At 42.3% G+C, this 23,158-nt stretch carries 21 protein-coding genes; 12 read left to right on the top strand and 9 right to left on the bottom strand.

All coding sequences use genetic code 11. The features are described 5' to 3' along the window. The first annotated feature begins 12 nt into the window (after positions 1 to 12). Positions 13 to 1,860 (top strand): M3 family metallopeptidase, encoded by a 1,848-nt coding sequence (locus tag OCV36_RS22415; protein ID WP_135457362.1) that lies wholly within the window; start codon positions 13 to 15, stop codon positions 1,858 to 1,860. A gap of 94 nt (positions 1,861 to 1,954) precedes the next feature. Here the strand turns inward: OCV36_RS22415 and OCV36_RS22420 are convergent, their stop codons facing one another. The 3 genes from OCV36_RS22420 to OCV36_RS22430 all read right to left on the bottom strand — a co-directional run bounded on the left by OCV36_RS22420 (position 1,955) and on the right by OCV36_RS22430 (position 4,528). Beyond that, positions 1,955 to 2,266, bottom strand: a complete 312-nt coding sequence (locus tag OCV36_RS22420; protein WP_135457364.1) for a hypothetical protein — start codon at positions 2,264 to 2,266, stop codon at positions 1,955 to 1,957. Between the two features lie 151 nt (positions 2,267 to 2,417). Beyond that, complete coding sequence (locus tag OCV36_RS22425; protein WP_135457366.1) at positions 2,418 to 3,452, bottom strand: porin; 1,035 nt, start codon at positions 3,450 to 3,452, stop codon at positions 2,418 to 2,420. A 155-nt stretch (positions 3,453 to 3,607) separates the two neighbouring features. Next, a complete protein-coding gene (locus OCV36_RS22430; protein WP_135457465.1) occupies positions 3,608 to 4,528 on the bottom strand; it encodes a DUF3187 family protein in 921 nt (306 codons plus the stop codon). Between the two features lie 261 nt (positions 4,529 to 4,789). Here OCV36_RS22430 and OCV36_RS22435 point away from each other — a divergent pair, with 261 nt between their 5' ends. Continuing rightward, a complete protein-coding gene (locus OCV36_RS22435; protein ID WP_102551455.1) occupies positions 4,790 to 5,584 on the top strand; it encodes a response regulator transcription factor in 795 nt (264 codons plus the stop codon). Between the two features lie 71 nt (positions 5,585 to 5,655). On the opposite strand, the gene OCV36_RS22440 is transcribed toward OCV36_RS22435, so the two are convergent. Continuing rightward, positions 5,656 to 6,489 carry a regulatory protein RecX gene (locus OCV36_RS22440; RefSeq protein WP_102551454.1) on the bottom strand — a complete coding sequence of 278 codons (834 nt, stop codon included), beginning with the start codon at positions 6,487 to 6,489 and terminating at the stop codon, positions 5,656 to 5,658. Between the two features lie 209 nt (positions 6,490 to 6,698). Then, entirely contained in the window at positions 6,699 to 8,303 is a 1,605-nt protein-coding gene (locus OCV36_RS22445; protein WP_017074804.1) for a mechanosensitive ion channel family protein, read from the bottom strand. A 253-nt stretch (positions 8,304 to 8,556) separates the two neighbouring features. Between OCV36_RS22445 and OCV36_RS22450 the strand changes: the two genes are divergently transcribed. The 5 genes from OCV36_RS22450 (at position 8,557) to OCV36_RS22470 (ending at position 13,239) form a co-directional block, all read left to right on the top strand. Further along, positions 8,557 to 8,805, top strand: coding sequence for a hypothetical protein (locus OCV36_RS22450; RefSeq protein WP_017074803.1), 249 nt, complete (start codon positions 8,557 to 8,559; stop codon positions 8,803 to 8,805). Between the two features lie 390 nt (positions 8,806 to 9,195). Next, entirely contained in the window at positions 9,196 to 9,672 is a 477-nt protein-coding gene (locus OCV36_RS22455) for a hypothetical protein (RefSeq protein ID WP_167853043.1), read from the top strand. A gap of 95 nt (positions 9,673 to 9,767) precedes the next feature. Next, positions 9,768 to 11,831, top strand: a complete 2,064-nt coding sequence (locus tag OCV36_RS22460) for a protein-disulfide reductase DsbD family protein (RefSeq protein ID WP_135457467.1) — start codon at positions 9,768 to 9,770, stop codon at positions 11,829 to 11,831. Between the two features lie 3 nt (positions 11,832 to 11,834). Continuing rightward, positions 11,835 to 12,431 (top strand): protein disulfide oxidoreductase, encoded by a 597-nt coding sequence (locus tag OCV36_RS22465; RefSeq protein WP_017074801.1) that lies wholly within the window; start codon positions 11,835 to 11,837, stop codon positions 12,429 to 12,431. A gap of 88 nt (positions 12,432 to 12,519) precedes the next feature. After that, entirely contained in the window at positions 12,520 to 13,239 is a 720-nt protein-coding gene (locus OCV36_RS22470) for a DsbA family protein (RefSeq protein WP_135457368.1), read from the top strand. Between the two features lie 383 nt (positions 13,240 to 13,622). On the opposite strand, the gene OCV36_RS22475 is transcribed toward OCV36_RS22470, so the two are convergent. Then, entirely contained in the window at positions 13,623 to 14,642 is a 1,020-nt protein-coding gene (locus OCV36_RS22475; protein WP_017074799.1) for a succinylglutamate desuccinylase/aspartoacylase family protein, read from the bottom strand. 374 nt (positions 14,643 to 15,016) lie between these two features. Here OCV36_RS22475 and OCV36_RS22480 point away from each other — a divergent pair, with 374 nt between their 5' ends. From OCV36_RS22480 to OCV36_RS22490, 3 genes are all read left to right on the top strand, one after another. After that, positions 15,017 to 16,015: a porin gene (locus tag OCV36_RS22480; RefSeq protein ID WP_135457370.1), complete on the top strand. Its 999-nt coding sequence runs from the start codon at positions 15,017 to 15,019 to the stop codon at positions 16,013 to 16,015. Between the two features lie 153 nt (positions 16,016 to 16,168). Further along, a complete protein-coding gene (locus OCV36_RS22485; RefSeq protein ID WP_017074797.1) occupies positions 16,169 to 17,059 on the top strand; it encodes a DMT family transporter in 891 nt (296 codons plus the stop codon). Positions 17,060 to 17,127: 68 nt separating this feature from the next. Then, positions 17,128 to 17,745 carry a glutaredoxin domain-containing protein gene (locus tag OCV36_RS22490; RefSeq protein ID WP_135457372.1) on the top strand — a complete coding sequence of 206 codons (618 nt, stop codon included), beginning with the start codon at positions 17,128 to 17,130 and terminating at the stop codon, positions 17,743 to 17,745. Between the two features lie 157 nt (positions 17,746 to 17,902). Here OCV36_RS22490 and OCV36_RS22495 read toward each other — a convergent pair whose 3' ends face one another. From OCV36_RS22495 to OCV36_RS22505, 3 genes are all read right to left on the bottom strand, one after another. After that, complete coding sequence (locus OCV36_RS22495) at positions 17,903 to 18,037, bottom strand: hypothetical protein (protein ID WP_017074795.1); 135 nt, start codon at positions 18,035 to 18,037, stop codon at positions 17,903 to 17,905. 303 nt (positions 18,038 to 18,340) lie between these two features. After that, entirely contained in the window at positions 18,341 to 18,691 is a 351-nt protein-coding gene (locus OCV36_RS22500) for a hypothetical protein (RefSeq protein WP_135457374.1), read from the bottom strand. Between the two features lie 99 nt (positions 18,692 to 18,790). Beyond that, complete coding sequence (locus tag OCV36_RS22505; RefSeq protein ID WP_102551450.1) at positions 18,791 to 19,996, bottom strand: multidrug effflux MFS transporter; 1,206 nt, start codon at positions 19,994 to 19,996, stop codon at positions 18,791 to 18,793. 108 nt (positions 19,997 to 20,104) lie between these two features. Between OCV36_RS22505 and OCV36_RS22510 the strand changes: the two genes are divergently transcribed. Both OCV36_RS22510 and OCV36_RS22515 read left to right on the top strand, forming a co-directional pair. Further along, a complete protein-coding gene (locus OCV36_RS22510; protein WP_102551449.1) occupies positions 20,105 to 21,019 on the top strand; it encodes a LysR family transcriptional regulator in 915 nt (304 codons plus the stop codon). 156 nt (positions 21,020 to 21,175) lie between these two features. Continuing rightward, positions 21,176 to 23,020 carry a putative bifunctional diguanylate cyclase/phosphodiesterase gene (locus tag OCV36_RS22515; RefSeq protein ID WP_135457377.1) on the top strand — a complete coding sequence of 615 codons (1,845 nt, stop codon included), beginning with the start codon at positions 21,176 to 21,178 and terminating at the stop codon, positions 23,018 to 23,020. Positions 23,021 to 23,158 lie beyond the last annotated feature (138 nt).

Raw genomic sequence — 23,158 nt, forward strand, 5'->3', positions numbered from 1 at the left:
TCAAGGGACATCATGACTGCAACTCATTATCTCAACCAATTAAATCAAAATTATCTTGCGACTCACAAAGCGAAAGAAGACTTCTTTTGGGATACTTACATGGGAATAAGTGATGACCACGATGGTTCAACACTTGCACAAACCCAGTGGACCCAGTTTCTTAGTTCTGCCGAGCAAATTACTGCTATCCAAAAACACATTGATGCAATCGACGAGATTCAAGACATTGAAGAAAAAGAGAGCACGCTAACCGGGTTAAATGGTTGGCTAGCGACTTTTAGATCTCACGCAATCGAATCCGAACAATCTCAGAAGCTGAAAGCCGATCTCATCAAATTTGAGGCCGAATTATTTGAGAAAAAACAAAATCATGTAATGACTTACGTAAATGAAGCGGGTGAAGATACCGAAGGATCATTGCCCGTTCTAGGTTCCGCAGTTAGAAGTAACAGCAATGAAAAAGTCAGGCTTTCTGCGCACCAAGCATTATTAGATTTAGAGCAATGGTTACTAGTTAACGGCTTCATCGAACTCATCAAAAAGCGCAACCAATTTGCTCAATCGCTTGGTTACAAAACCTTCTTTGATTATTCGGTGGTTAAGACTGAACAAATGACAACACAACAGTTGTTCACGATTCTGGATGACTTCGAAACACGTACGCGTGATAACAATCTAAAAAGCCTGACCAACTTAGCAGAGCAAAAAGGTCAGAGTGCACTGGAAACCCATAACTTTATCTACTCTTTTGCTGGTGATGTTATGAATGACTTGGACCCATATGTTCCCTTCTCAAAATCACTGAGACGCTGGATAGAATCTTTTGGTCGCCTCAACATCGAATACTCTCAAGCCACGTTGAAATTGGATTTGCTTGATCGTAAAGGAAAATACCCTAATGGCTTTTGTCATGGACCCATTCCTTCTTTCTACGATCAAGGAGCTTGGGTTGCAGCTCAAGTAAACTTCACCAGCAACGCAAAACCCGATCAAATAGGCAGTGGTTATGACGGGATTAACACGCTGTTTCACGAGGGTGGCCACGCCGCGCATTTCGCTAACGTTAAAATGAATGCGCCTTGTTTCTCTCAAGAATTTGCACCAACCTCAATGGCTTATGCCGAAACCCAATCGATGTTCTGCGACAGTCTGCTGACCGATGCCGACTGGCTAAAACAGTACGCTCTGAATTCAGAAGGCCAATCTGTGCCAGACGAATTGATTAAAGCTATCATTGATAACAAACAACCATTCAAAGCCTATGAAGAACGCAGCATTCTTGTGGTTCCTTACTTTGAACGCGCGCTTTACGAATTGGCTGATGAAGATCTTACGCCGGAAAAAATCACAGCTCTTGCTCGCCATAGTGAGAAAACGATTCTTGGATTGTCTTGCAGCCCACGTCCGTTAATGGCGATTCCACATTTACTGTCCGATGAGGCTTCTTGCGCTTACCAAGGTTATCTATTGGCTCATATGGCGGTTTATCAAACTCGCGCCTATTTCACCGACAAGTTTGGTTATTTAACGGATAACCCAGAGATTGGTCCATTACTGGCTAAACACTACTGGCATAAAGGCAATAGCGTTGACCATAACGGAACAATCAAAAGCCTGACCGGAGAAGGGTTTAATGCAAAATATCTTGCTGACGAGTGTAACTTATCATCAGAAGAAGCATGGGTGATTGAAGAGAAGAAAATCAAACAACTTTCTGAGAGAGAACAAGCACCAGCTGCCGATTTGAACGCCAAAATATCGATAGTCGATGGGGCGTTAGAATTAGCAAACAATAACAAATCAAATCATCAAATGTGTGACGATTTTGAGCATTTTATTATCGAACAATACGGCCGATAAGTAGCGAAACGACATCTAAACATCCCTAAAAAGCAAAAAAGGACGATCATTGATCGTCCTTTCTTTTGTACTAATCTTAGCTTTCTACTAGGCGTTATATCGTGACACAAGCCGGTTGAGTTTCGTTCTCGAAATCAATATCGACAGAATCAACGCTTCGTAAAGACTTTCTGTGAATACCAAATACTTGTCCCGTCAAAACAATATAAAACTTTTCTGTTTTGAGTAAATGCCAAGCTTCATCAAGAGATTCAGCATAAACCTTGTTTTTGAGATCTTGCGGGCGAGTACCAGCAACTCTTCCATGTTTACGTGCTAATTCAAATAATCCATTTCGATTAGGCTTACACGTAAATAGGGTATCATTTCCATAAATAACACCCCTAGCCGTAATGCTCTTAACCATTACATTTCTCCAAATAATAATTCCACTCGTAATACTTGAGTGGCATACCACATGTCGATTTGTGGATGCTTAAACTGCATAAAGAAGAGAATATGGTGTAACGACCGGGCAAGCGATTACACCATAGCATTCAGTTTCAGTATTTGAGATCTTAGAAGTAGTAGTAAGCTGCTGCGAATACGTGTGTCTCTTCGTCGTATTGTGCGCTAGTCTCACCAACACGGTAACCATCTAGATCTTGTTTGATATCTATACCCATGTCAGCGTTATCAGCGATACGGTACATTGCAGCGATGTTGATGTAAGAAGAATCTACGTCAGATTGACCATCTAATTCATTGCTGTTAGATGCGTAACCCGCTGCAATTGTTAGGTCTGCAGAAAGCGCGTAACCACCTGAAACGTAGTAACCAGTGTCTTTCTTAGAATCGCTTTCATCAATCCAAGAGTTCATACCTAGTGTAAGGTCGCCAACTTTTACGTTACCAGACACCGTATATACTTCGTAATCAGCATCGTTATCACGTGATTCATAGCCAGCGTAAAGGTTGAACACCTCTTGCTCTAAACCGATGTAACCGTTAATACCTTTGTCAGCATCGTTATGATCGTCGTCAGTTTCAAAGTAAGAAACGCCGTAAGCAAAACCATTGGTTGCACCTTGGAACTTAATAACGTTGAACGCATCAGAAGCGTCGCCAGCAGAAGCACCAAACTCGTAAGTTGTATCACCAGCGCCATCTACTTTGTCTAACGCCGTATCGTTTTCCCAACCGAATGAAGCGATACCGAAACCAGTATCAAAACCAAGCCACGCTTTATCTACGTCAGTTGCTGGACCAGTATCGATACCGTTTGTCCAACCCGCCGTTGCTGCGTCATTCGCTGAAACGTTGTTGTCTGTTGTGTAGTTCACCATCAAGTCAGTTTCGAAGTAACCAACAATACGGTTGTTGCGGTAGTTTACTGCAAGAGTAAGACCTGTCGCCCAGTCATCATAAAACGCTTTAGAACCTGTGTCGTAGTAACCACCAACACCGAAAGAACCTGATACTGAAAATTGATCTTTATGCATTGAATCAAATGCAAACATGTCTTCGTTTTGGCTGTTTTGGCTGCTTGTGCTTACAGCGAAAGCTGAACTTGAAATGCTCGCAATCGCAAGTGCTACTAATGTCTTTTTCATGATAACCACTACCTATATATTAATTTGGCCTTGTTAAACCGGCCTTTTGGAATGGCGCTATTGTTCAAAAAAATACGTTATTGATATACCGTAAAACTACTGAAATTTCATACCTTCGGTGAATTTAATTAAATAAAGATATATTGGCGCTTACTTTACATTGAGAATCTAAATCCGAGCGTAAAGCCGATATCGGTAGTGTTATCCATGTTACGGATATTTTCGATCATCAGAGCTTCAACCGCGAGTTGATACAGACGATATCGATACCCTACGACCACTTCGTTAGAGGTTTCAGAAAAGTCAGGGTCATTACTCGCCCAACCTTGATAGTTGAGAGATTCGATAAGTAAACTGTGACGTTGACTCAGGCGATATTCATACCCTATCGCCCAACTTGTACTGAGGTTTTCAAGGCTTAGGTTTTCATCTCTAGAGGAAGAGCCATCGCTGTTTCGATGTACGAGCCCGAGAGTGGAGAATATGCTATGCCTTGGCATGATGTAGCTGTAATTGAGTTGAACACCTTGCTCGAAGCTTGTTCTCGCAAACTGTCCATTTTTTACATTGTTATAAAACAACGAACCACCCGCCGAGAGCGACATTGGCCCTCTAGAATACAGCAGTAGTTCATTGTAAAAAGTCAGCGCATTAGTTAAATCATCACCTTCAAAGTCAGACACATGAACGCCCGCATTGTTAAAGTCCATTGTGAATTGATCTTCAGCCACTTCATCACGGCCATTCTGTCCAATACCGAATAGATCATGAAATCCCATAACAAAGCTGTCTAATCCATTGTCTTTAGCAGTAACGACTCGATAATCTAACTCTGTTTTCCATATTGGAGATGCTTGCCACTGAACGGCAATGTTGGATTGATTCTGATAATAATCGAGTGAATAAGCGCCTGTATGAGCCCATATACTCGCCTGAGTATAAGAGGACTTGAATTCAATGGTTCCCACTCTATTAGGTTGAGCAGAACGAAGCTGAGTTGAAAGCACATTTGAATGTATTGGAGATTGGGCATAAACAAACAGAGGAGACGCTAGTGCTGTACGAAAAGTTAGCATCAACAATGATAAGGTCAGTAGTACTCTTAAAATAATCACGGTTTTTATTCGGTGGTATTAAATGCCGTGAGCCTATAAAAAACACCGTTCAATTGCTGCAGTAAAAGTACGGCTTTTCGCTATGCCTCATATAATAAAGCGTTATAAAAAAAGAGAACTTAGAACACCTTCGCGATCTTGTAATGTTAACTTGCGCTGTCGTGCTTTAGCGAATATCTTCAGCGCGTGAATGAGTAGCCGAACTATTGATAAGGAAAAAATGTGAGCGCTTCTAACTATAGCTTTGAACAATTATTAATGAAGCAATCTGCAACTTTGATCAATAGTGACCCAAACAACTTTCAAACAACTTGGTCGCAAGCGAGCTTTGACGTACTTGATTGGTTTGGTATTGATCGTCTTACACTTTACCCAAATTCAATGGTCTTATTAGAAGATGGCAAGACGTGCTCAGTCTCCAAAAAACACATTCCTCCAGTTAACAAGAAGAACCTTATTGGTGGTAATTATCTTGATTACTTGAAGCTTTTGAAGACTAACGAGACCTATCTAACCTTCTCAAAAGATGAGCTCATAAACAGCGATAACTATGTATTAAAGCAGTTGTATAAAGAAGGGGGACGATGGCACTGTATCATACCACTACAGCTATTTAATCAACGTTGGGGAGCGTTGTCTTTTACTAATTTTCACGATGCCGACACCAATTTCGACCTAGAAGACATCAAACGCTTAAAGTTAGTCTGTGAAGTTTGGCTTTGTTACTGGCAACATTCCACACTAGCTAGAACGCTAAAACAAAATGAGAACCGACTAGAAGACGACAGTGATAAGCTACTATTACTGACAAAAAAGCAGACCAAAGTTTTAGCGCTGATTGCTCAAGGGTTTAGCGCAAAAGATTGCGCAGAGCAACTTCACTTAAGTTCAAGAACCATAGAATCTCATAAGTATAGAATGCTTGGACTGCTCAATTTAAATAACCACAACGAGCTCATTCAATTTGCCTTACGCAATGGCCTAGGTCTTACAGAAAACATACACACGACACGTTAAAATAAGGCACTCAATATTTCTTAGGCTCGATGTGTCTCCAACTAGATATGTCTTAAGCTCGATACCGCCTGCTACTCGTTACCTTCACTCAGAGCAAATTTGATCTCATCAGAAGAGAAACCTTTTCGACTCAACATTGCATAAGCTTTAGAGCGTTCTTTATGGTCATTAAGATCATAGGATTTTTTCTGTAACTGCTCTAAACAAGAAGAGTAGAAATCCAGTTGCTCTTCATTAATCAATCGGTCGATTAACGATGGCAGTTCACTGGTGTCGATTTGTCGTTGTCTCAATTCTTGCTGGATAGCAGTCAAGCCTTTACCTTTACGAGCATACTTAAGCACTTCTTTCTCTAAGTCAGCCTTCTCTGCTTTAATTTGCATGTTACTCATAAGCTCATGGGCTTGCGGATGCTGATCAATCGCCACTTTAACTTGTTGATAGCTAAAGCCGCGCTTTTGCAGTGTCGCCACAAGCTTTTCACGGCTCATGGTAAAGCTTGTGTAATAGTGGTTAATTCGATCTATTAAGATGGTTTGTTCATCAATAGATTTTTCAAAGGACACCTTATGGATGGCATCAGAAATCACGGAGTCCTTTAGGCCCTTCTTCTTCAATTTTTCAACAATATATCGAGAACCAAACTCACCAGAAAAAGCTTGTTCCACAAATTGTTCTGCAAACACTTGGTCAGACTTGAGATACCCAAAGCCTTTCAAGGTGCCCAAAGTTTCATCGATCCATTCTTGATTGTCGGTTTTCACTTTGAGCTTTGCAATCAGCTCGCTTTCCGTCATATCTCTTTGAGTTAAATGCCACATCGCAGAGTTCATAACACTTTCAATTCGCGTCGCTTTTCTTACCGTTGTATTTCTAGTATTCGTTTTTTGCTGTGGATTATCCATTCGATTTCAACTGTCCAGACTGAGCCTACCCCATCATAACTTAATTCTAAGATGGGGAAGTGACATAAAAGAACGAGATTCAGATAAACTGATAGCCATTAAAAATGGACGCGTATTCACGCGTCCATTTAATTTCACATTAAGAGGTCGCCTATCAGCCGAAAATAGCTCTCTCTGTACTCGCTATTTTCGTACTAGCCCTTTCCGTATTAACTCTCTTCGTGATTGTAAATGTGTACATCGCGTTGTGGGAATGGAATCGTGATGCCTTCTTCATCAAAGCGTTTCTTCACGGTTTCCGTCACATCCCAATATACATCCCAGTAATCCTCAGTCTTAACCCAAGGTCTCACTACGAAATCAACCGAAGACGTATTCAAGGTGTGAAGCTTGATCATATGTTCTGGTTTTTTAAGCACTAAAGGGTGCGCAAGAATGATGTCGTTCAACACGCCTTTCGCTTTATCGATGTCATCGGAATAACCAATACCAAAAACCATATCAACACGTCTAACGCGCTCTGCAGTAATGTTGTTGATCACATCACCCCAAATCTTGTTATTCGGGATCACCAAGCGTTGGTTATCGATGGTTTGAATCGTAGTAGACACTAAACTCATGTCTTTTACTGTTCCTTGAACGCCAGCAACTTTAACCATGTCTCCAACATCGTAAGGGCGATAGATTAAGATCATCAAACCTGATGCAAAATTGGACAAGGTATCTTGTAAGGCAAAACCAATGATGACACCCGCGACTCCAAAACCAGTAAGTAGCGGTGCAAGCTCTATCCCTATCTGAGACAGGGCAATAAGCAAACCGATAAACACGACGGCTTTGGAAGCAATTGATACAAAGAACTCTTGCATCAAAACACTGAAATCCATTTTTGAATGCGAAACGCTCTTACGAACCGTTTTACGAGCAACGTTGGCAATAAGGCGAGTCACATACAAAATACCTAAGAACAGCGCGAGCTTGACGACAAAAGAAGGGGTATTGTCAAACGCCCAAGAACTAAACGAACGCAACCAGCCATCCAATAGGTCTAACGCGACATCAACATCCAGTACGTCAGCATTAATATCCCCTGTGGTTGCCAATAAAATGCGCTTGTAAGACGTCACATCCACACCAAACGGGCTCATCATAGAGATATTGTTCTCTAAGCTGGCAGCCATTACACTGGTTCGTTCACTGAAACGTATTAGCTCAGTTTTAATCGTCGCCTTTTCTTCTTCGCTAACAAAAGACAAACGACGCTCTAAATCCTGACGTTGAGTGTCTGTGTAAAGAATCGCATTGATCAGATATTGAGAACGAGAAATCAAAGCGGCTTTTAGCTGATCTTCCTCAGCCGATACCTCAACGCCTCTTTCTTTCGACCAACTTAGGGTTTTAGAGAGCTGTTGATAATAAACATCCATCATCCCAATGCGCTTTTGAATCAGCAGCTCAAGGCGCTTTTTCGCATCTCCCTCCGCCGAACGGTTCTCTTGACTCATCGAGACAATTTTAACTTCATTCAATGAAAGCAAATGTTGTAAAAGCTCAACCTGTTGAGCAAGAACAGCATCTAGGCCTTCCTTTTTATCGGATGATAATTGGGAAAAAATCTCTTCACGCAACGCTTGGTTCTTTCGTCTCAAGATATCTTCTAGAAAAGGCTTTTCAGCATCGTGGGCGGTTTCTAGAGTCGTTAGGTCCAGCATTAGCTGGTCTTGTACTTCTGTTATTTTATCAACGCTTTGTGCAAAACTTCCAAATGCGACAAGCGTCAACATTAACAATAGACAACGCCAAACCTTCATCATATTAATTCCTATTATTGTCTAAATTGACCCTATAAATAGTAGTAAAAAGAAGATGGATAACAAGCATTTAAACGTATGTTGTGTTAAAAATTCGCAAAAAATCAATCCGTATCTAATATTTGAGAGTTCCAATCCCCTCTTATGACCTGTAAAGTACGCACCCAACAAAGAACAACGAGCAATGTCATCACTTGGGCGCATGCACTAAAGCACCTTTAATCCGATGTTGGCTCACAGTAAGAGAGCATAAAAAATGAACAACGAACTTGATATTATTGAGTCTCTGGAAGAGCTAGAAAAATTCCTAATTTCGGTTGAAGCTGGTGGTTTAGGCCTCGAAGGCGTGGAAGGCGTAGGCATGGCAACCAATAACTCTGATGGCCGTCACTTCGTTGCTGTATTCAACAGCAGCCACAAAGTTCTGCTTGCTCGCTGGATCACTAAAGAAGTCTTTGAAAATGGCAAAGACTTAGTACGTAACGGTCCACGTCGTTCTCACTAAATCATCCTAACTAAACCTTGGAATCCCAAGAATCAGTTAACAAAGTCGAATGAAGTAAGCCCAATCTGGTTCCTAGCGAATGATTGGGCTTTTTTATGACTGTTTTTTACTGCTGTCTTAACTGCAATCAAGACCACTCTTTCCTTAACTCGCCCGTATAATTAGCTCGTAGGTAACCATTACTTTGGTGAACAAGTCAGCGAAAAACCGAAAAGAGCAGATTATTATGAACTTAAGTCAGACCTCGATGCCTGAGTTGTTGGCGCTGACATTAATGCAGCCCTGTTACTTTGACAATTTTATGACTTGTGGCACGAAGCAAAGTTATCTAAGCTAGCCGCAATTCGACTAGCTAGCTTTAATTATTAACTAATTCAACGACTGACTGATTTGCAAAGCACACCACTACTTTTCTTATCCAAACAGAATCGCCGACAAAAGCATTCTCTTTGGGCGCTTTTTCTTACCGGACTGGTTATCGTAACTTGTCTGGCAAGTACTCTGTCTGCAAACAAAGTAACCACTTCAGCTTCCTTAATTGGACAATCAATACTTGTCGGCGCAGAAACCAGCCACCCACAAGCAAACGTCGCATCTTTCGATAAAATGTCTGAGCTCTATGCCAGTGTTTTCGGTACTGAAGCGTCTAAAATGCTGACAACACCAAATTCAAGCTCCTGCAGCCTAAGTTCAAAAATGCTCACCTTTGCCACGCCTAAAACGGGCTGGCTGACCCCTTTTGTTCTGCTTCTCGCTGTCGCATTTAACTTACCACCTCACATCTCAAGGTTATCAAGAGATAATCATCGCTCTTCCAGACCAACAAAACTTCGGTTACATCTAAAGCACTGTATATTTAGAGAATAAATAACCGGGCTATTCCACCCTTTTATTTATTTTTTGGAGATACATTTGTGTACAACACACTACTAAATAAGTTTGTCGACTCGTTGGCACTCTGCATGCGTACATGCACGAAAACTATAATCATTACCGTTTTGGTTATGACATCATTTACCGCTCTAGCACAGACTACGGGCTGGATAAGTGCACCTGAGCATCCACCTGTAAAAATCCGAATGATGTCGACGGGTGAACAGTCGAATGACGGTTCAACAATTCAAACCATATTGGATGTTGAGCTCGACGGAGACTGGAAAACCTATTGGCGTAGCCCTGGTGAAGGCGGTATTCCACCAAGCTGGGACTGGTCTGATTCAACGAATATAGAATCAGTAGACTGGCACTGGCCGATTCCTAAGTACTACGAACAACTCGGTGTAATGACGTTAGGTTACAAAAAACACGTCAGCTTTCCAGTTACCTTAACGCTGAAAGACAACACGCAGCCTGCTGTATTCAGAGCCTCTCTCTCGTTTCCGTCGTGTACGAACATCTGTGTTTTGACTGACTATGACATCGAACTCCCTATCGACACGCAAACATTGCAGCTCGATGAGGAAGCAATGTTCTTATTCAACCAAGGCATGAGCCAATCTCCACGAGAAGCGAATCGTACCTCAGTTAACGGACTGTTCTGGGACAAGAGTAAACAACAACTGGTTACTCAGTTAACGAGCAAAGAAGGTTGGGATAAGCCTCAGGTTCTGATCGACGGCCAAGAAGTGATCGATGACTTCTTCGCTCAACCAGCGGTCCACATTACAGGTAATACGTTGACCGCGGTCTACGATGTCAGCAACTGGCTTGGAGAGGTCGACTTAACCGATCGTACTGTGAGCATCACTGTTTCTGACACCAACTTCGCGGAAGAAATGGTTGCACCGGTTGGTTCTAAGCCTATTGCGTACCAAGAGAGCAATAATGGCTTTTGGGTGATGCTTGGCTTTGCCCTCATTGGTGGTTTGATACTCAATATCATGCCATGTGTACTGCCAGTATTAGGGATGAAGTTAAACAGCATCATTCACAACCAAGGCGCATCAAATCGTCACATCCGAATCTCATTCTTAGCCTCAGCTATGGGGGTGATTACCTCCTTCGCGTTGTTGGCCTTTGGCATGACCGTTCTAAAAATGGGTGGCAACGCGATTGGTTGGGGAATCCAATTCCAAAATGTTTGGTTCATTGGTTTCATGTTGATCATCACTTTATTGTTCTCGGTTAACTTGCTCGGTCTATTTGAATTCAGATTGCCATCAAGCATGAACACTTGGATGGCCACCAAAGGTAATGACTCCCACAGCGGTCACTTTGTTCAAGGTATGTTCGCGACACTGCTTGCTACTCCTTGTAGTGCGCCATTCTTAGGTACGGCTGTGGCTTACGCATTAGGGGCGAGTTACCAAGAACTGTGGGCGATATTCATTGCTTTAGGTATAGGTATGAGTGCGCCTTGGTTAATCTTTGCAGCTTTCCCAAGCTTGACCAAACTGCTCCCAAAACCTGGAGCTTGGATGTTCAAGGTCAAGCTAATCTTTGGTTTGATGATGTTTGCCACTAGCTTATGGCTAGCAAGCTTGATGACGCCGTTTATTGGCAAATTCCCAACAATATTACTGTCACTGTTTATTGTGATATCAGTCTTGATTTGGATTGGCCGTAAGTTAGGTCGCAAAGTACTTATTCCTATCGTCGCAACCACAACCTTGGTGTTTGGCGCTGCGTTAATCATAGGAAGTGTTACCGCTGATAATTGGTCAACACCAATTGTTGATGACCTTGCTTGGCAAAAGCTTGACGCGAAACAAATCCCTCAGCTCGTTGAGCAAGGCAAAACGGTATTTGTTGATGTAACAGCAGAATGGTGTATCACCTGTAAAGCCAACAAGATCGGTGTCATTCTTCAAAATCCTGTCTACAACCACCTACAACAAGAAGACATTGCCTTGATGAAAGGCGACTGGACAACACCCAGCGAGAGTGTCACTCAATATCTACAAAGCAATGGACGGTTTGGTGTGCCATTTAACATCGTATATGGGCCAAGCTACACCAACGGCATCCCATTGCCTGTCATTTTAGACAGCGCGACGGTCGTTCAAGCCATCGACGCTGCGAGGTAATGGATGAAGACTCCCAAAAACGCTCTCAGAAACGAAGATAAAGCCGCTTCGACTATAGACAACGCTGTAAGTAATGAGGCTCTGAAAAATGAAGCCAACAAGCCAAGTCGTCTTAAGAAGTGGGGTAAAGAACTCGTCTCAATGATACTGATTGTTGGCGTGGTGTCATTTGCCATGGACTTTTATCACAGCAGGAATATGCCTCAGGGAGACGCCATTTCAATCGTTGGCCAATCACTCCAAGGTGAGGATATTGATGTTATCGAGCTAAGCAAAAATGGTAAGCCCGTCATTGTTTATTTTTGGGCAACATGGTGTGGTGCATGCAAATTAGTGAGTCCGACCATTAATAGCTTCAGCGACTCGCATCAAGTGGTGTCAGTCGCCTTGTCATCTGGGTCAGACGAACGTGTTCAGCGGTTTTTGGATGCCAAAGAATATCAATTTCCGACTATCAACGATATTTCAGGATCGATCAGTAGGGATTGGGGAGTCAACGTCACTCCAAGCATTGTCATCATCAAAGATGGAAAAATAAGCAGTATCGCAACAGGCGTTACTTCCCCTATTGGGCTTTGGCTAAGAACCTACTTTTCCTAATAAACCAGGTAAAAGATAAGCCACTTATTAATAGATTTAAATCGCTAAAGACGAACCTCTAGCGGTTACACAAAATTAGAGAATAGAAATGAAAAAGCATCTTATAAGCACATTGATTATTAGCTCATTGATGAGTAGCAGCGCTTTTGCCGAGTTAAACAAAGAACAGACTCAGCAACTTGAAGAAATTAACCAATTTCTAAAAGACAACCCTTCAACGATCTCAGGTTTACATACCAGCTTAGAGCAGTATGTCGCAGGACAAGAGCAAGCGATGAAGGCTCAAGTAGAGAGTCACGACTGGCTGTATAACAATGATGCTCACCCAATTACGGGCAACCCAGATGGTAAATCGGTCATCATTAACTTTACCGATTATAACTGCCCTTACTGTAAACGCTTGGAAAAGGGCTTGGTTCAATTAGCTTCTGAAAACAACGACATCAAAGTGATCAACGTGTACTTATCGTTTAAACAGCAGCAAGTCGACGGCCTCAATACCAATGCCGCTTTATACGCGATGAAAGTATGGAAAGACAACCCAAAAGCATTCCCTGAAGTTAACCGATTACTGATGGCTAAAAGTGGGATTCATTCGAAAGGCTCACTAGAAGCCGTTGCTAAGAAGACGGGAACAGAGGCGGAACTAAAAACAACTCAAGAACAAAGCCAGGTTCTAACCACTAACCATCAAACGTTCAGTGCACTAGGCTTAACGGGCACTCCAACCATGATGATGAACGGAAATACTTTACCGGGATATGTGCCTTACGATCGACTAAAAGACATCGTGGATGACGCTTTTTAATCAATTGTAAATAAGAGAGAAAAAGCTCCAAAACTGAAACCGATAAAGCCTACTTGCACAAACTTGCAGTAGGCTTTTTCATTGCTTCGAAATAATAAAACACTTTGAAACAGTAGCTCACTTTAAAACAACAGTTCACTAGTTCACTTTGAAACAGCAGTTCTGAAATCATGGTTTTGAAACAAAAAAGCAGTCGAAGTGTCACCATCTCGCAACGGGATCTTAATGTATCTTAGTTACTCTGAAAGCAGTTCTGTCGAAGAGTCCATACATGTGACAACTCTAGACAACTGTCCTTTGACCGAGCCTTGCGAGGTCTTTTTTTTTTGCTGATTTTAAATGACAGAAAATCGTACTGGTTCATCAGCTTAAATCTAACCTAACTAACTCAACAAGCGACATACAAGAGCGCCCGGCTCCCTTAATGCATCGACGTTATAGCTGAGTACACGTCCTACCGATGGTGCATGATAACGACGACATTCATTACCAAAAGCATCGTATTGAATTGCTAACAGATCATCCTGCTCCACACTTTGTAGCAGTTCTACCTGAGGTAACACAAAACCACCAATATCAGCACGAATAGAAACCACATTATTCCCTTCTATCCAGTCCATTTGAGGCAATGGCTGATTCGACGAAATACGTGCTTCATTAGACTCAAGCATGTCATAGTACGACAGCATATTAACAACGCCATCGACAGCTCTTTGAATCATCTCCGGTTGAGTAAATTTACCCATCCCCACTTCTACCGTAATGCTCGGAATCCCACTGCGATTCCACACCGTTTCAAGAATACCTGGGTCGCCGGGATCATTGAGCACACAATCTGGCTGCATCAATCTAGCCATCTCCAAGCATTGCTCAATTCGGTAATCCGCAAAAACATAGAGAGGATAAACGGCGCCACGAGTTTGGGTATGCAGATCAACAGCAAAAGTGGCATTGTGTTTGAGCAAGCGATCCCACAGAGACGCAACAAAGCGTTCCGCCGCCAAACCTTGCGCATTACCCGGAAAAAGTCGGTTTAGATTAGCAGGGCATGATCCTGGATCAGAAGAGATGAAATCGCGGCTGTGGTTTAACAAACCAGACAAATTCACAGTAGGTACAACGGTCACCGTGCCTTTTAGCTTTTTGCCCACTAAGTCTCTGACAATTTGTTGAGCAGCTAACACACCATTAAGTTCATCACCATGAATACCCGCAGTGACCATCAACTTAGGGCCGTCTTGGCTACCCTTGAAAACAGACACCGGCATATTTTTAGGTTGCCCTAGACCATCACTGGTGACTTGAAACCAGAACTGATGCTCTCCAACGGGTAAGTCTTCAACATTCAAGGAGCCAATAACCTGCCTACCTTGTAAAACATCGCCTAAGTACTCTGTTTTCATCAAACTTCTCCGTCCTGTTGAGCAAAATCTATTCTTTCTGAGTTTTTGCATCATAGAGGATATCTTAATCAGTACAAACAGTTAATCGGATTACAAGCGCTGTTCCGCCCATAAAGCTCGCCCACATCATCACCACTTATCCCAAATTGAAACTTGGTAAAGTTAGCAATTCAACACACTTAACCTACCTAACCATTCACAAACAGCTCAGTCCATTGAAATAAAAGTGCAATAAAATCAACACTTAAAAAGTTCCCCATTCACGAAAATGTAATTTTATAGAAATGAAAGCTTAATTTATCTGCTCTAAATTAGCTTCATATCGAAACGGAGAGCACATTGCTCACGGATTTTAAAATACAAGGTAAGTGATTATGAAAAAGGCAGTTCTAGCTTCTGCAGTGGTAGCGGCACTAGTTTCAGGTTCATCTCTAGCAGCAACAGTTTACAGCTCTGATGGTACAGAACTTAAAATTGGCGGTCGCGCAGAGTTCCGTGGTGATTTCATCGGGTCAGGCGGTAAAGAAATCGACGGAACCATGAAGAATAAAAGCCGTGTGCGTTTAAATGTTGGCGGTACCACTGAAATCACTAGCGACCTATCTGGTTTCGGTTTCTACGAAGCAGAACAAGGCGTAAATTCATCAGCGGATAACGATGAAACTGATAACTTTAAACAACGCTACATGTACGCTGGACTTGAAGGTAACTTTGGTGCTGTTTCGGTAGGTCGTCAAGATACAGCCGCCGCTCAAATCTCAGAAATGTCGGATGTTACTATCTACTCTGGTGATCAAAAAGCCTTCATTAACGCAGGCAACGAGCAGGTCAACAACACGTTTGTATACGCTTATGATGCTGATGCGCTTTCTTTAAAGGCAAGTTTAATCGCTGGCGAAGATAAAGATACTGACGGTTACGGTATCTCTGGTATCTACACATTGCCAATGGGCTTAGGTTTTGGTCTTGGTTATTCTGGTAACGACAACGGTGCTGGTAACGGTTCAGCAACCGCCGTGATCGCTGGTATCAATTATAAGATGGATGCTCTATACCTAGGTGCTACCTATACAATGGGCGACCTAGACGACAAAGCTAAGACTGAGTTTTCCGGTGTAGAAGTCGCGGCTAAGTACAAACTAACAGACCAATTTGAATTGGCTGCTTTGTACCAAAAACAAGAAAAAGACGCGACACAGAACATCACTGTAGATACAGCTGATTTCTTCGAGCTAACGGGTACATACAAGTTCAACAAGTCTATCCGTACTTACGTTGCTTACCAATTAAACAACCTAGACGATGTAAAAATTGCGGGTCTAGAGACACAAAGCGAAGATTCTCTTCGCTTAGGTGTTCGTTACGACTTCTAATCTAAATTGACTTTAGATAAAGACAAAAGGTTGGGCAATTGCTCAACCTTTTTTCATATTCAAATATTCTGACCAACTTCATCAATGCTTTTTCTGGTTTCATTGTGTTAAATCCGTATCATAGGTTAACCACATCAAATAATTAGAAGCATCATGTCACAACACCATCCGATTCAAGGCGCTAGCTGGATGCTAACCGCTGGTTTAGCCTTTGCCGTTATTAACAGCCTAACTCAAATCGCTAGTATTCACTTCGGACTTACTTCTACCACTGTCGCCGTTATCCAATATTCCATTGCTTTGTGCGCCATTCTCCCTTACCTAAAAACTTTGGGTATCCGCCGAGCTCTAAGAACCGACAACCTCAAAATGCACGTGTTCCGTGTTTTGTTATCCGTTATCGGTATTCAACTTTGGATCTGGGCTCTCGCTTACCCCGTGCCAATTTGGCAAGGCATTGCCCTTCTCATGACCTCTCCACTGTTTGCAACCATAGGTTCTGGCCTTTTCCTCAAAGAAAAAGTTGGAGCAGCGCGTTGGGGTGCAACTTTGGCAGGTTTCATTGGTGCGATGGTCATTCTTGAACCGTGGGGCGAAGATTTTAACTGGGCAACATTATTACCCGTTGGCGCTGCTTTCTTTTGGGCTTGCTACTCACTAATGGTGAAAAAGCTCTCTTCACAAGACAGTCCTTCAACCATGGTGGTCTACCTTTTACTATTGATTACACCATTTAACATCCTACTTGCTGCTCCAGATTGGCAGACTCCCAGCGGCGGTACGATTTGGGCTATCTTAATTGTCATCGGTGTTATGACGGCACTCGCTCAATGGGCAATTGTAAAAGCCTACTCAGTCGCTGATGCTTCATTCGTACAACCATTTGACCACGCAAAATTACCGCTAAATGTCTTAGCAGGTTGGATTGTATTTAGCTGGGTTCCACCGGGTCGTTTATGGCTCGGGGCTGCTATTATTATTGCGTCAGTCGCATTTATAACGCACTGGGAAACGAAAAAGCCGTCAAAACTGAAGAAAGTTTAGGGTTAGTGAAATAAATAGTTCAACTGTCCGTTCTATATGGATAAGAGAATTCAAACGAGGCCGTAACCATGAAGAAACCAGTCAAGATTACACTATACCGTTGGGCAGGCAGCTGGGGTCCATTTAAAGTTAATATCCCATGTGGGGAATGCACCCTTACCAAAGACATTCTTAAGGATACTTTTGAGAATGAGTTATCAGATGTCGATGTCGAACTGGAAGTGAAAGATTGGTTGTCTCACTGGTGGGAGCCTCTAAAACTGGGCTCTTGGCATGCTCCAATCCTTGTTGTTGAAGGCAAGGTTGTTAGCCAAGGTGAGGCACTCAACCGCGGCGTGTTAGTTCAATCGGTAATTAAAGAATGGACGAAACGAGACAGCTTGAAAGGTAACATTGTTTACGGCAAAGCGACCTGTCCGTTCTGCGTCAAAGCAAAGAAAATGCTTGATGAGGCAGGTATCGAATATCAATACCACGATGTCGTAAAAGACAGCGCGGCCTTGTATCGAATGATCCCTGAAGTGAAAGCGCACATTGGTGAGAAAACGCCGGTAACCGTGCCTCAGATCTGGCTTGATGGTAACTACATCGGTGGAGCTGACAATTTGGAAGCATGGATGAAAGAAAATGGTTTAGACACCATCCCTAACAATGTTGTCGACTTGTCCAACCAATCCGCTAGCTGATCTCGCTCAGAAGAGTCATGAGATTGATGATTAGCGAATAAGTTTTTTGTGTCCATCCACAAAAACGTACAACGATGAAATCATCCATCGTTAATACGAAAAAGGCCTTAAACTTCATCGAGTTTAAGGCCTTTTAAAATTCCGTTTTGGAAAATGCTTACTTAGCCATTTTCTTCATCATTCGCTTAAAGAACGACACTTTCTTCGGCTTTGATTTGCCGTACAATGCTTCATGCATCATGTTTTTTGCTACCATTTGACCAAGGTATGCGTGGCCTAGTTCGTAATTCATGCTTATCTCCGCACATCATCTACTTTTCTTGTGTGCGGATTCTACACTTAAAGCACTCAAAAAAAGATCTAAATCACACTTTAGTGCAATTAAGCTCCTCAATTTCATAATATAGCTTTCAATTGCAGCCTCAAACAAGATTATTTTTAAACAACAATAAGTTAATAGACATGTCCATGTCGATTTAATCATCGTATGTAAAACCATTAAAATCTATTTAACAGCCACTAATAAACCAAGTGTAAACAGTCATAAAAAAAGCAGCTCAAGTGAGCTGCTTTTTTAAATACTAGTACGAAAACGTTAGCTACGCTTTGGCTGCTTATAGGTTTTACCAGCAATTTGGTATGTGTCTTTTTGCTTTAATTCGAACATAGTTTCAAAGAACCAAGCGGCAAATTTGATTAAGTCATCGCCTTCATTCATTACATGCTCGATAAACTCTTGCTCTTCGCCTTGTTCGTTTTCTTGAAGCGTCACGTGGTAAATACGCTTTTCGCCTTCGACTTCAGCTAACGCAAATTGACCAGTCAGTGATGCGGCAGCCTCAGAGATCTCGGTATCCTCACTAGATTTCAATAACTCAAGTGCTTGAGGCAGGCCATCTAGTGCGCAGATAGCTTTTACCAGTACTTCAAATTCATTTTGCTGCATGTTGTATTACCTATTAAATGGACCGAAGTATTGTAGGAAACCATCCATACAAATACAACATCTTAACGATGGCACGTTGGACTATCGCGCATTAAGTATTTAACTATATTCCACTTCGGTAGCACCAACTTTCTTATTCATTCTAGTTGAAGACCAAAGTACCCAGCCCATACCAGCAGCAATGATCAGATAAAACACACCAAGTTGCAGATGAGTCGTCACCCAACTTTCAACCAAATATCCACCCAATAAACCAGCCAAACACATTTGAATTGAGCCCGACAAAGCCGATACGGCGCCAGCTTGCTTCTTGTGAGGTTCCAGCAACATGCTAATGGATAGAGGAAAAGATATCCCCTGCGCTATCGCTAACCAAGTAAAGGCCCACACAAGGTTGAAGATGGTTAGCTCATGAGTGAGCAGCCAGGTGCCTGAAGCCAAAATAATTAAAATCGCAAGGCTCATCAACTGTGGCGTACTGAACCGACGATTAAGCAAGTTTAACGCGACACTACCAATCAATAGCCCTGCCGAAGGCACAATCATCAAAGAACCATATTCAGCAGCGGTTAGTCCAAGTTGTTCTTGCATTAAAAACGGAAACAACGAAAGCGACACCAAACTCGCCAAATAACTCATCCAGTTGTAACTCGCACTACTGATCACTTGTCGATTAGTCAGCAAACGACCATAGTTCTTTACAACTTGAGTAGCGTCGAAGCGGCTTTTCCCATAAGGGAGAGTCTCGGGCAACACAAAGTAGCCTAAGGTAAATATTGCTAACAAATACAATAGAACAAACAGGAATACGGCCTGCCAGCCTAGGTGAAACGATATCCACCCACCAAACACTGGTGCGATAATGGGCATAATAGACGCGGTCACTGAGATGTAAGACAACGCTTTCGTTAATTGGGGACCATCATAACTGTCCCGAAGCACACTTCGTCCTAATACTGACGCACTACCCGCGCCCAACCCTTGGAGTAATCGTCCTACCTCTAAGGCGTTCATATTGTCAGAAAAAGCAAAACAAACGATAGTACCAACCAAGTAAATACCTTGACCCAATAAAAAAATCGGCCTTCTTCCCACGGCATCAGACATTGGGCCATAGAAAAGCTGAGACAAACCAAATCCCACAAGGAACAATGTTACAAGTAACTGCACATCCACCTGAGTAACACTTAAGTCAGAAGCAATTAATGGCAACGATGGCAAGTAGATACTTACCCCAACTTGTCCTGTTGCAATGATCATCATCGCGAGAAGTAATGGTGTTTTCTTAAAGGTCGATTGGCTCAAAAACTTTCCTCATTGTCTGATTTTTATTCGTAAAATGAGTTTACATTCAAAACTAGTAATTGATAATTAGCTAAATTGGAATTTAATTAAGTCCCAGCAGGAAATAATATGGATTGGATACTCAACGTGCAAAGTTATGTAAGAGTGGTAGAGGAAGGCAGCTTCAATGGCGCCGCACGCAAGCTTAATACCACCAGCTCAGCGATCAGCAAAAGGGTCAACTGGCTCGAAGAACGTATTGGCACTCAACTACTCAAACGCACTACCCGTTCGATTAGCCAAACCGAAGCCGGCGCCCTTTTTTATCAAAGAGCCAAAGATCAACTTGATAGTTGGCAGTCGATTATAGATGAGACTCGCTCAGTCAACCAAACTCCTGCAGGCTTATTAAAGATAGGCGCGACCATTGCTGTTGGCTCCAAATTTCTCGTGCAATACCTGGATGATTTCTTAGAAAAATACCCAGATATTAAGGTTCAACTCATCACGACTACATCAGGTCAACTACCCGAGCTTAGCTTGGACCTTGTGATCAGTCGCGAACTGGAGCAACTCAACTCTTTAAGCTTTAAAAAGACCGCATTGTTTGAACACAAAGCTGGGTTCTATGCCGCGCCAAGTTATTTAGCCAAACACGGTTACCCCTCCTGCGAGCAAGATTTGGAGAAGCACAATTCGTTGATTTGGGGAGAACGTCCTATTCGTGAAGTGACGCTAACCAAAGGCCAACGAATTACTCTCAAAGGCAACTTTGCCACCACCAACCCAGAAGCCTTGTTTCATGCTGCAAAGAGAGGAATGGGCGTGTTGTTAACCATCAAAGCGATGATTAAAGAGGATCTGAAGCAAGGGACATTAGTTCCAGTTTTGCCAAATATAACAGCTGATGAGGTGATGGTTTACGCGTACTACCCTAAGCTTGATTACTCACATACAAGAACAAAGCTATTTTTGGATCATCTGAAAGATAGACTGGATAAAGAACGGATCACTCAGGTTTTTGAATTAGATTCTGTGAAATAAGTCGCAATTTAATTTGAAAAATTATACAACACGGCCAATAATAAACTAGACGCATATCGATAAGCTTACACAAGAACATCAATATGCGAAATCATACATATACAGCTATACAAACACAGCTTACATACTGAATCTGGTTAGCTACGGATGGTGACTATGACTCAACATACGCACAACAGCATGATAGATATGGAACGCATTGGGCGCTTACTTAAATTGGAAGGTATCGACCTTTTAGAGTCGGCCGTGCTCACTTTGCACCAAACATTTGGCACTCAATACACCAGTATCATTGAGAAAAAGTACTTTCCAGATCAAACGGTCCCTTTGGTAATTGCCCATTCAGACCATGTATTACACGACAAAATAAACGCCCGCCATGGTCAGATCTACCAACAAGCTGTGAATCAAAAACATCCCGATTGCTCATTTGCACAATACATCATTCAATCGTTACCTACATCGGCGTTTAGACAAGAAATAACCTCTCAGAATTCAATCGCTATTCCTACTCGGACTCAAAGTGGTGAAGTAATGGGCGTGTTATTTTCTACGTTTACTTCCCCTCTAAGCCCTGATCAACAGCAAGATGTGATAAAGCACCACCAACTTTTTGCAGATATCATCATCCACACATTAAGGGAAATGTGGTTTAACGATCGTTCTGAACAACTGGTCAATCAACTCAGTTATGAAGTTTCGCACGACAACCTTACTGGCTTACAAAATCGCAGTTGTTTATCCGATACTTTAGAATCAATAACTCAACAAAGTATTACTCCATTCACCGTGGCTTTACTCGATATAAATAGTTTCAAAGCCATCAATGATATACATGGCAATTACATTGGCGATAAAGTACTTCAATATGTCGCAGAGACCTTGCGCCGAAATCTGCCCGAGAACAACTTAACGTTCCGGACAGCAGGAAACGAGTTTGCCTTCATTACCTACCACTCAGACCCCATTGCTGTGTGCGAACAAATACTGGCCAAGATAAAGCAAGGGTATAGTAACGTCGACATCAAGATCGATTTCGACGTCAGCATCGGTATTGCTCGCTCCGACGGAGATAACAAAGACGTTGAGCAAATAATCTTCAACACCAGCTTGGCGTTAAAAGAGTGCAAAAAGAGTCAAGATACACACATTCAATGTTATGACACTCACCTAAGAGTTCGCTATCAAAGAAAGACGGAATTGATCGCCGCTTTACGAAATGAACTTGAAACACCAATTTCGCACAGCTTTGTACCTAAAGGGAATGGGATGTACGTGGTTGTGCAGCCAATCGTTGGTCAAAGTGATACGCAATGGAAATACTTCGAGGTACTCACCCGTTGGAAGACTGCCAGACATGGTGATATATCTCCGGTGGAGTTCATTAAAGTAGCAGAGGAGTCGGGGTTAATTGTTGAATTGGGTGAGCGCATTATCGAACTAGTGTGCCACGCAAAAAAAACATTAGAACAAGGCTTAGGATACAAAATTAAACTTGGAATAAACTGCTCTGCTCATGAGCTTACCGACTCTAAGCGTTATATTTCCTACCTCACTCGCACCATTGAACAGCATCACTTTAAAGCAAATGAGTTTGTAATTGAATTAACTGAAACAGTGTTGTTATCTCCAACTCAAGAGACGAAATCAGCGCTCAACTATCTAAGAGAGCAAGGTTTTACGATTGCCCTCGACGACTTTGGTACCGGTTATTCCAGTCTAAATTACATCCACAGCTACCCTATCGATTGCATTAAAATTGATGCCATTTTCATTCAAAATTTACTCACTAACTCGACCTCAGAAAGCGTTGTATGGCTGATCATTCAATTAGCTCATAGACTCGACGTAACATTGGTTGCTGAGGGTGTAGAGAAGCGAGAGCAATTAGAAAAACTGCATGCTATGGGGTGTGACAAAATCCAAGGCTATCTTTACTCACCGCCGATGCGACCAGAAGCCATCGTCAGCTATATTACCCACTCAGAACCTCTCACTTAACAACCAAAGCGAGTAACCTTTGATCTCTTAAAAGACGAAGCCGCAATTCAAAACCAATAATAACGATCAAAAAAGCCGCGAGCACCACACTAAATATTTGACGATTTAGCAAGGCGTTCACGGCTTTATAAGTTGGCT

Origin of the sequence: Vibrio echinoideorum (assembly GCF_024347455.1) — a bacterium.
GTDB classification, from domain to species: domain Bacteria; phylum Pseudomonadota; class Gammaproteobacteria; order Enterobacterales; family Vibrionaceae; genus Vibrio; species Vibrio echinoideorum.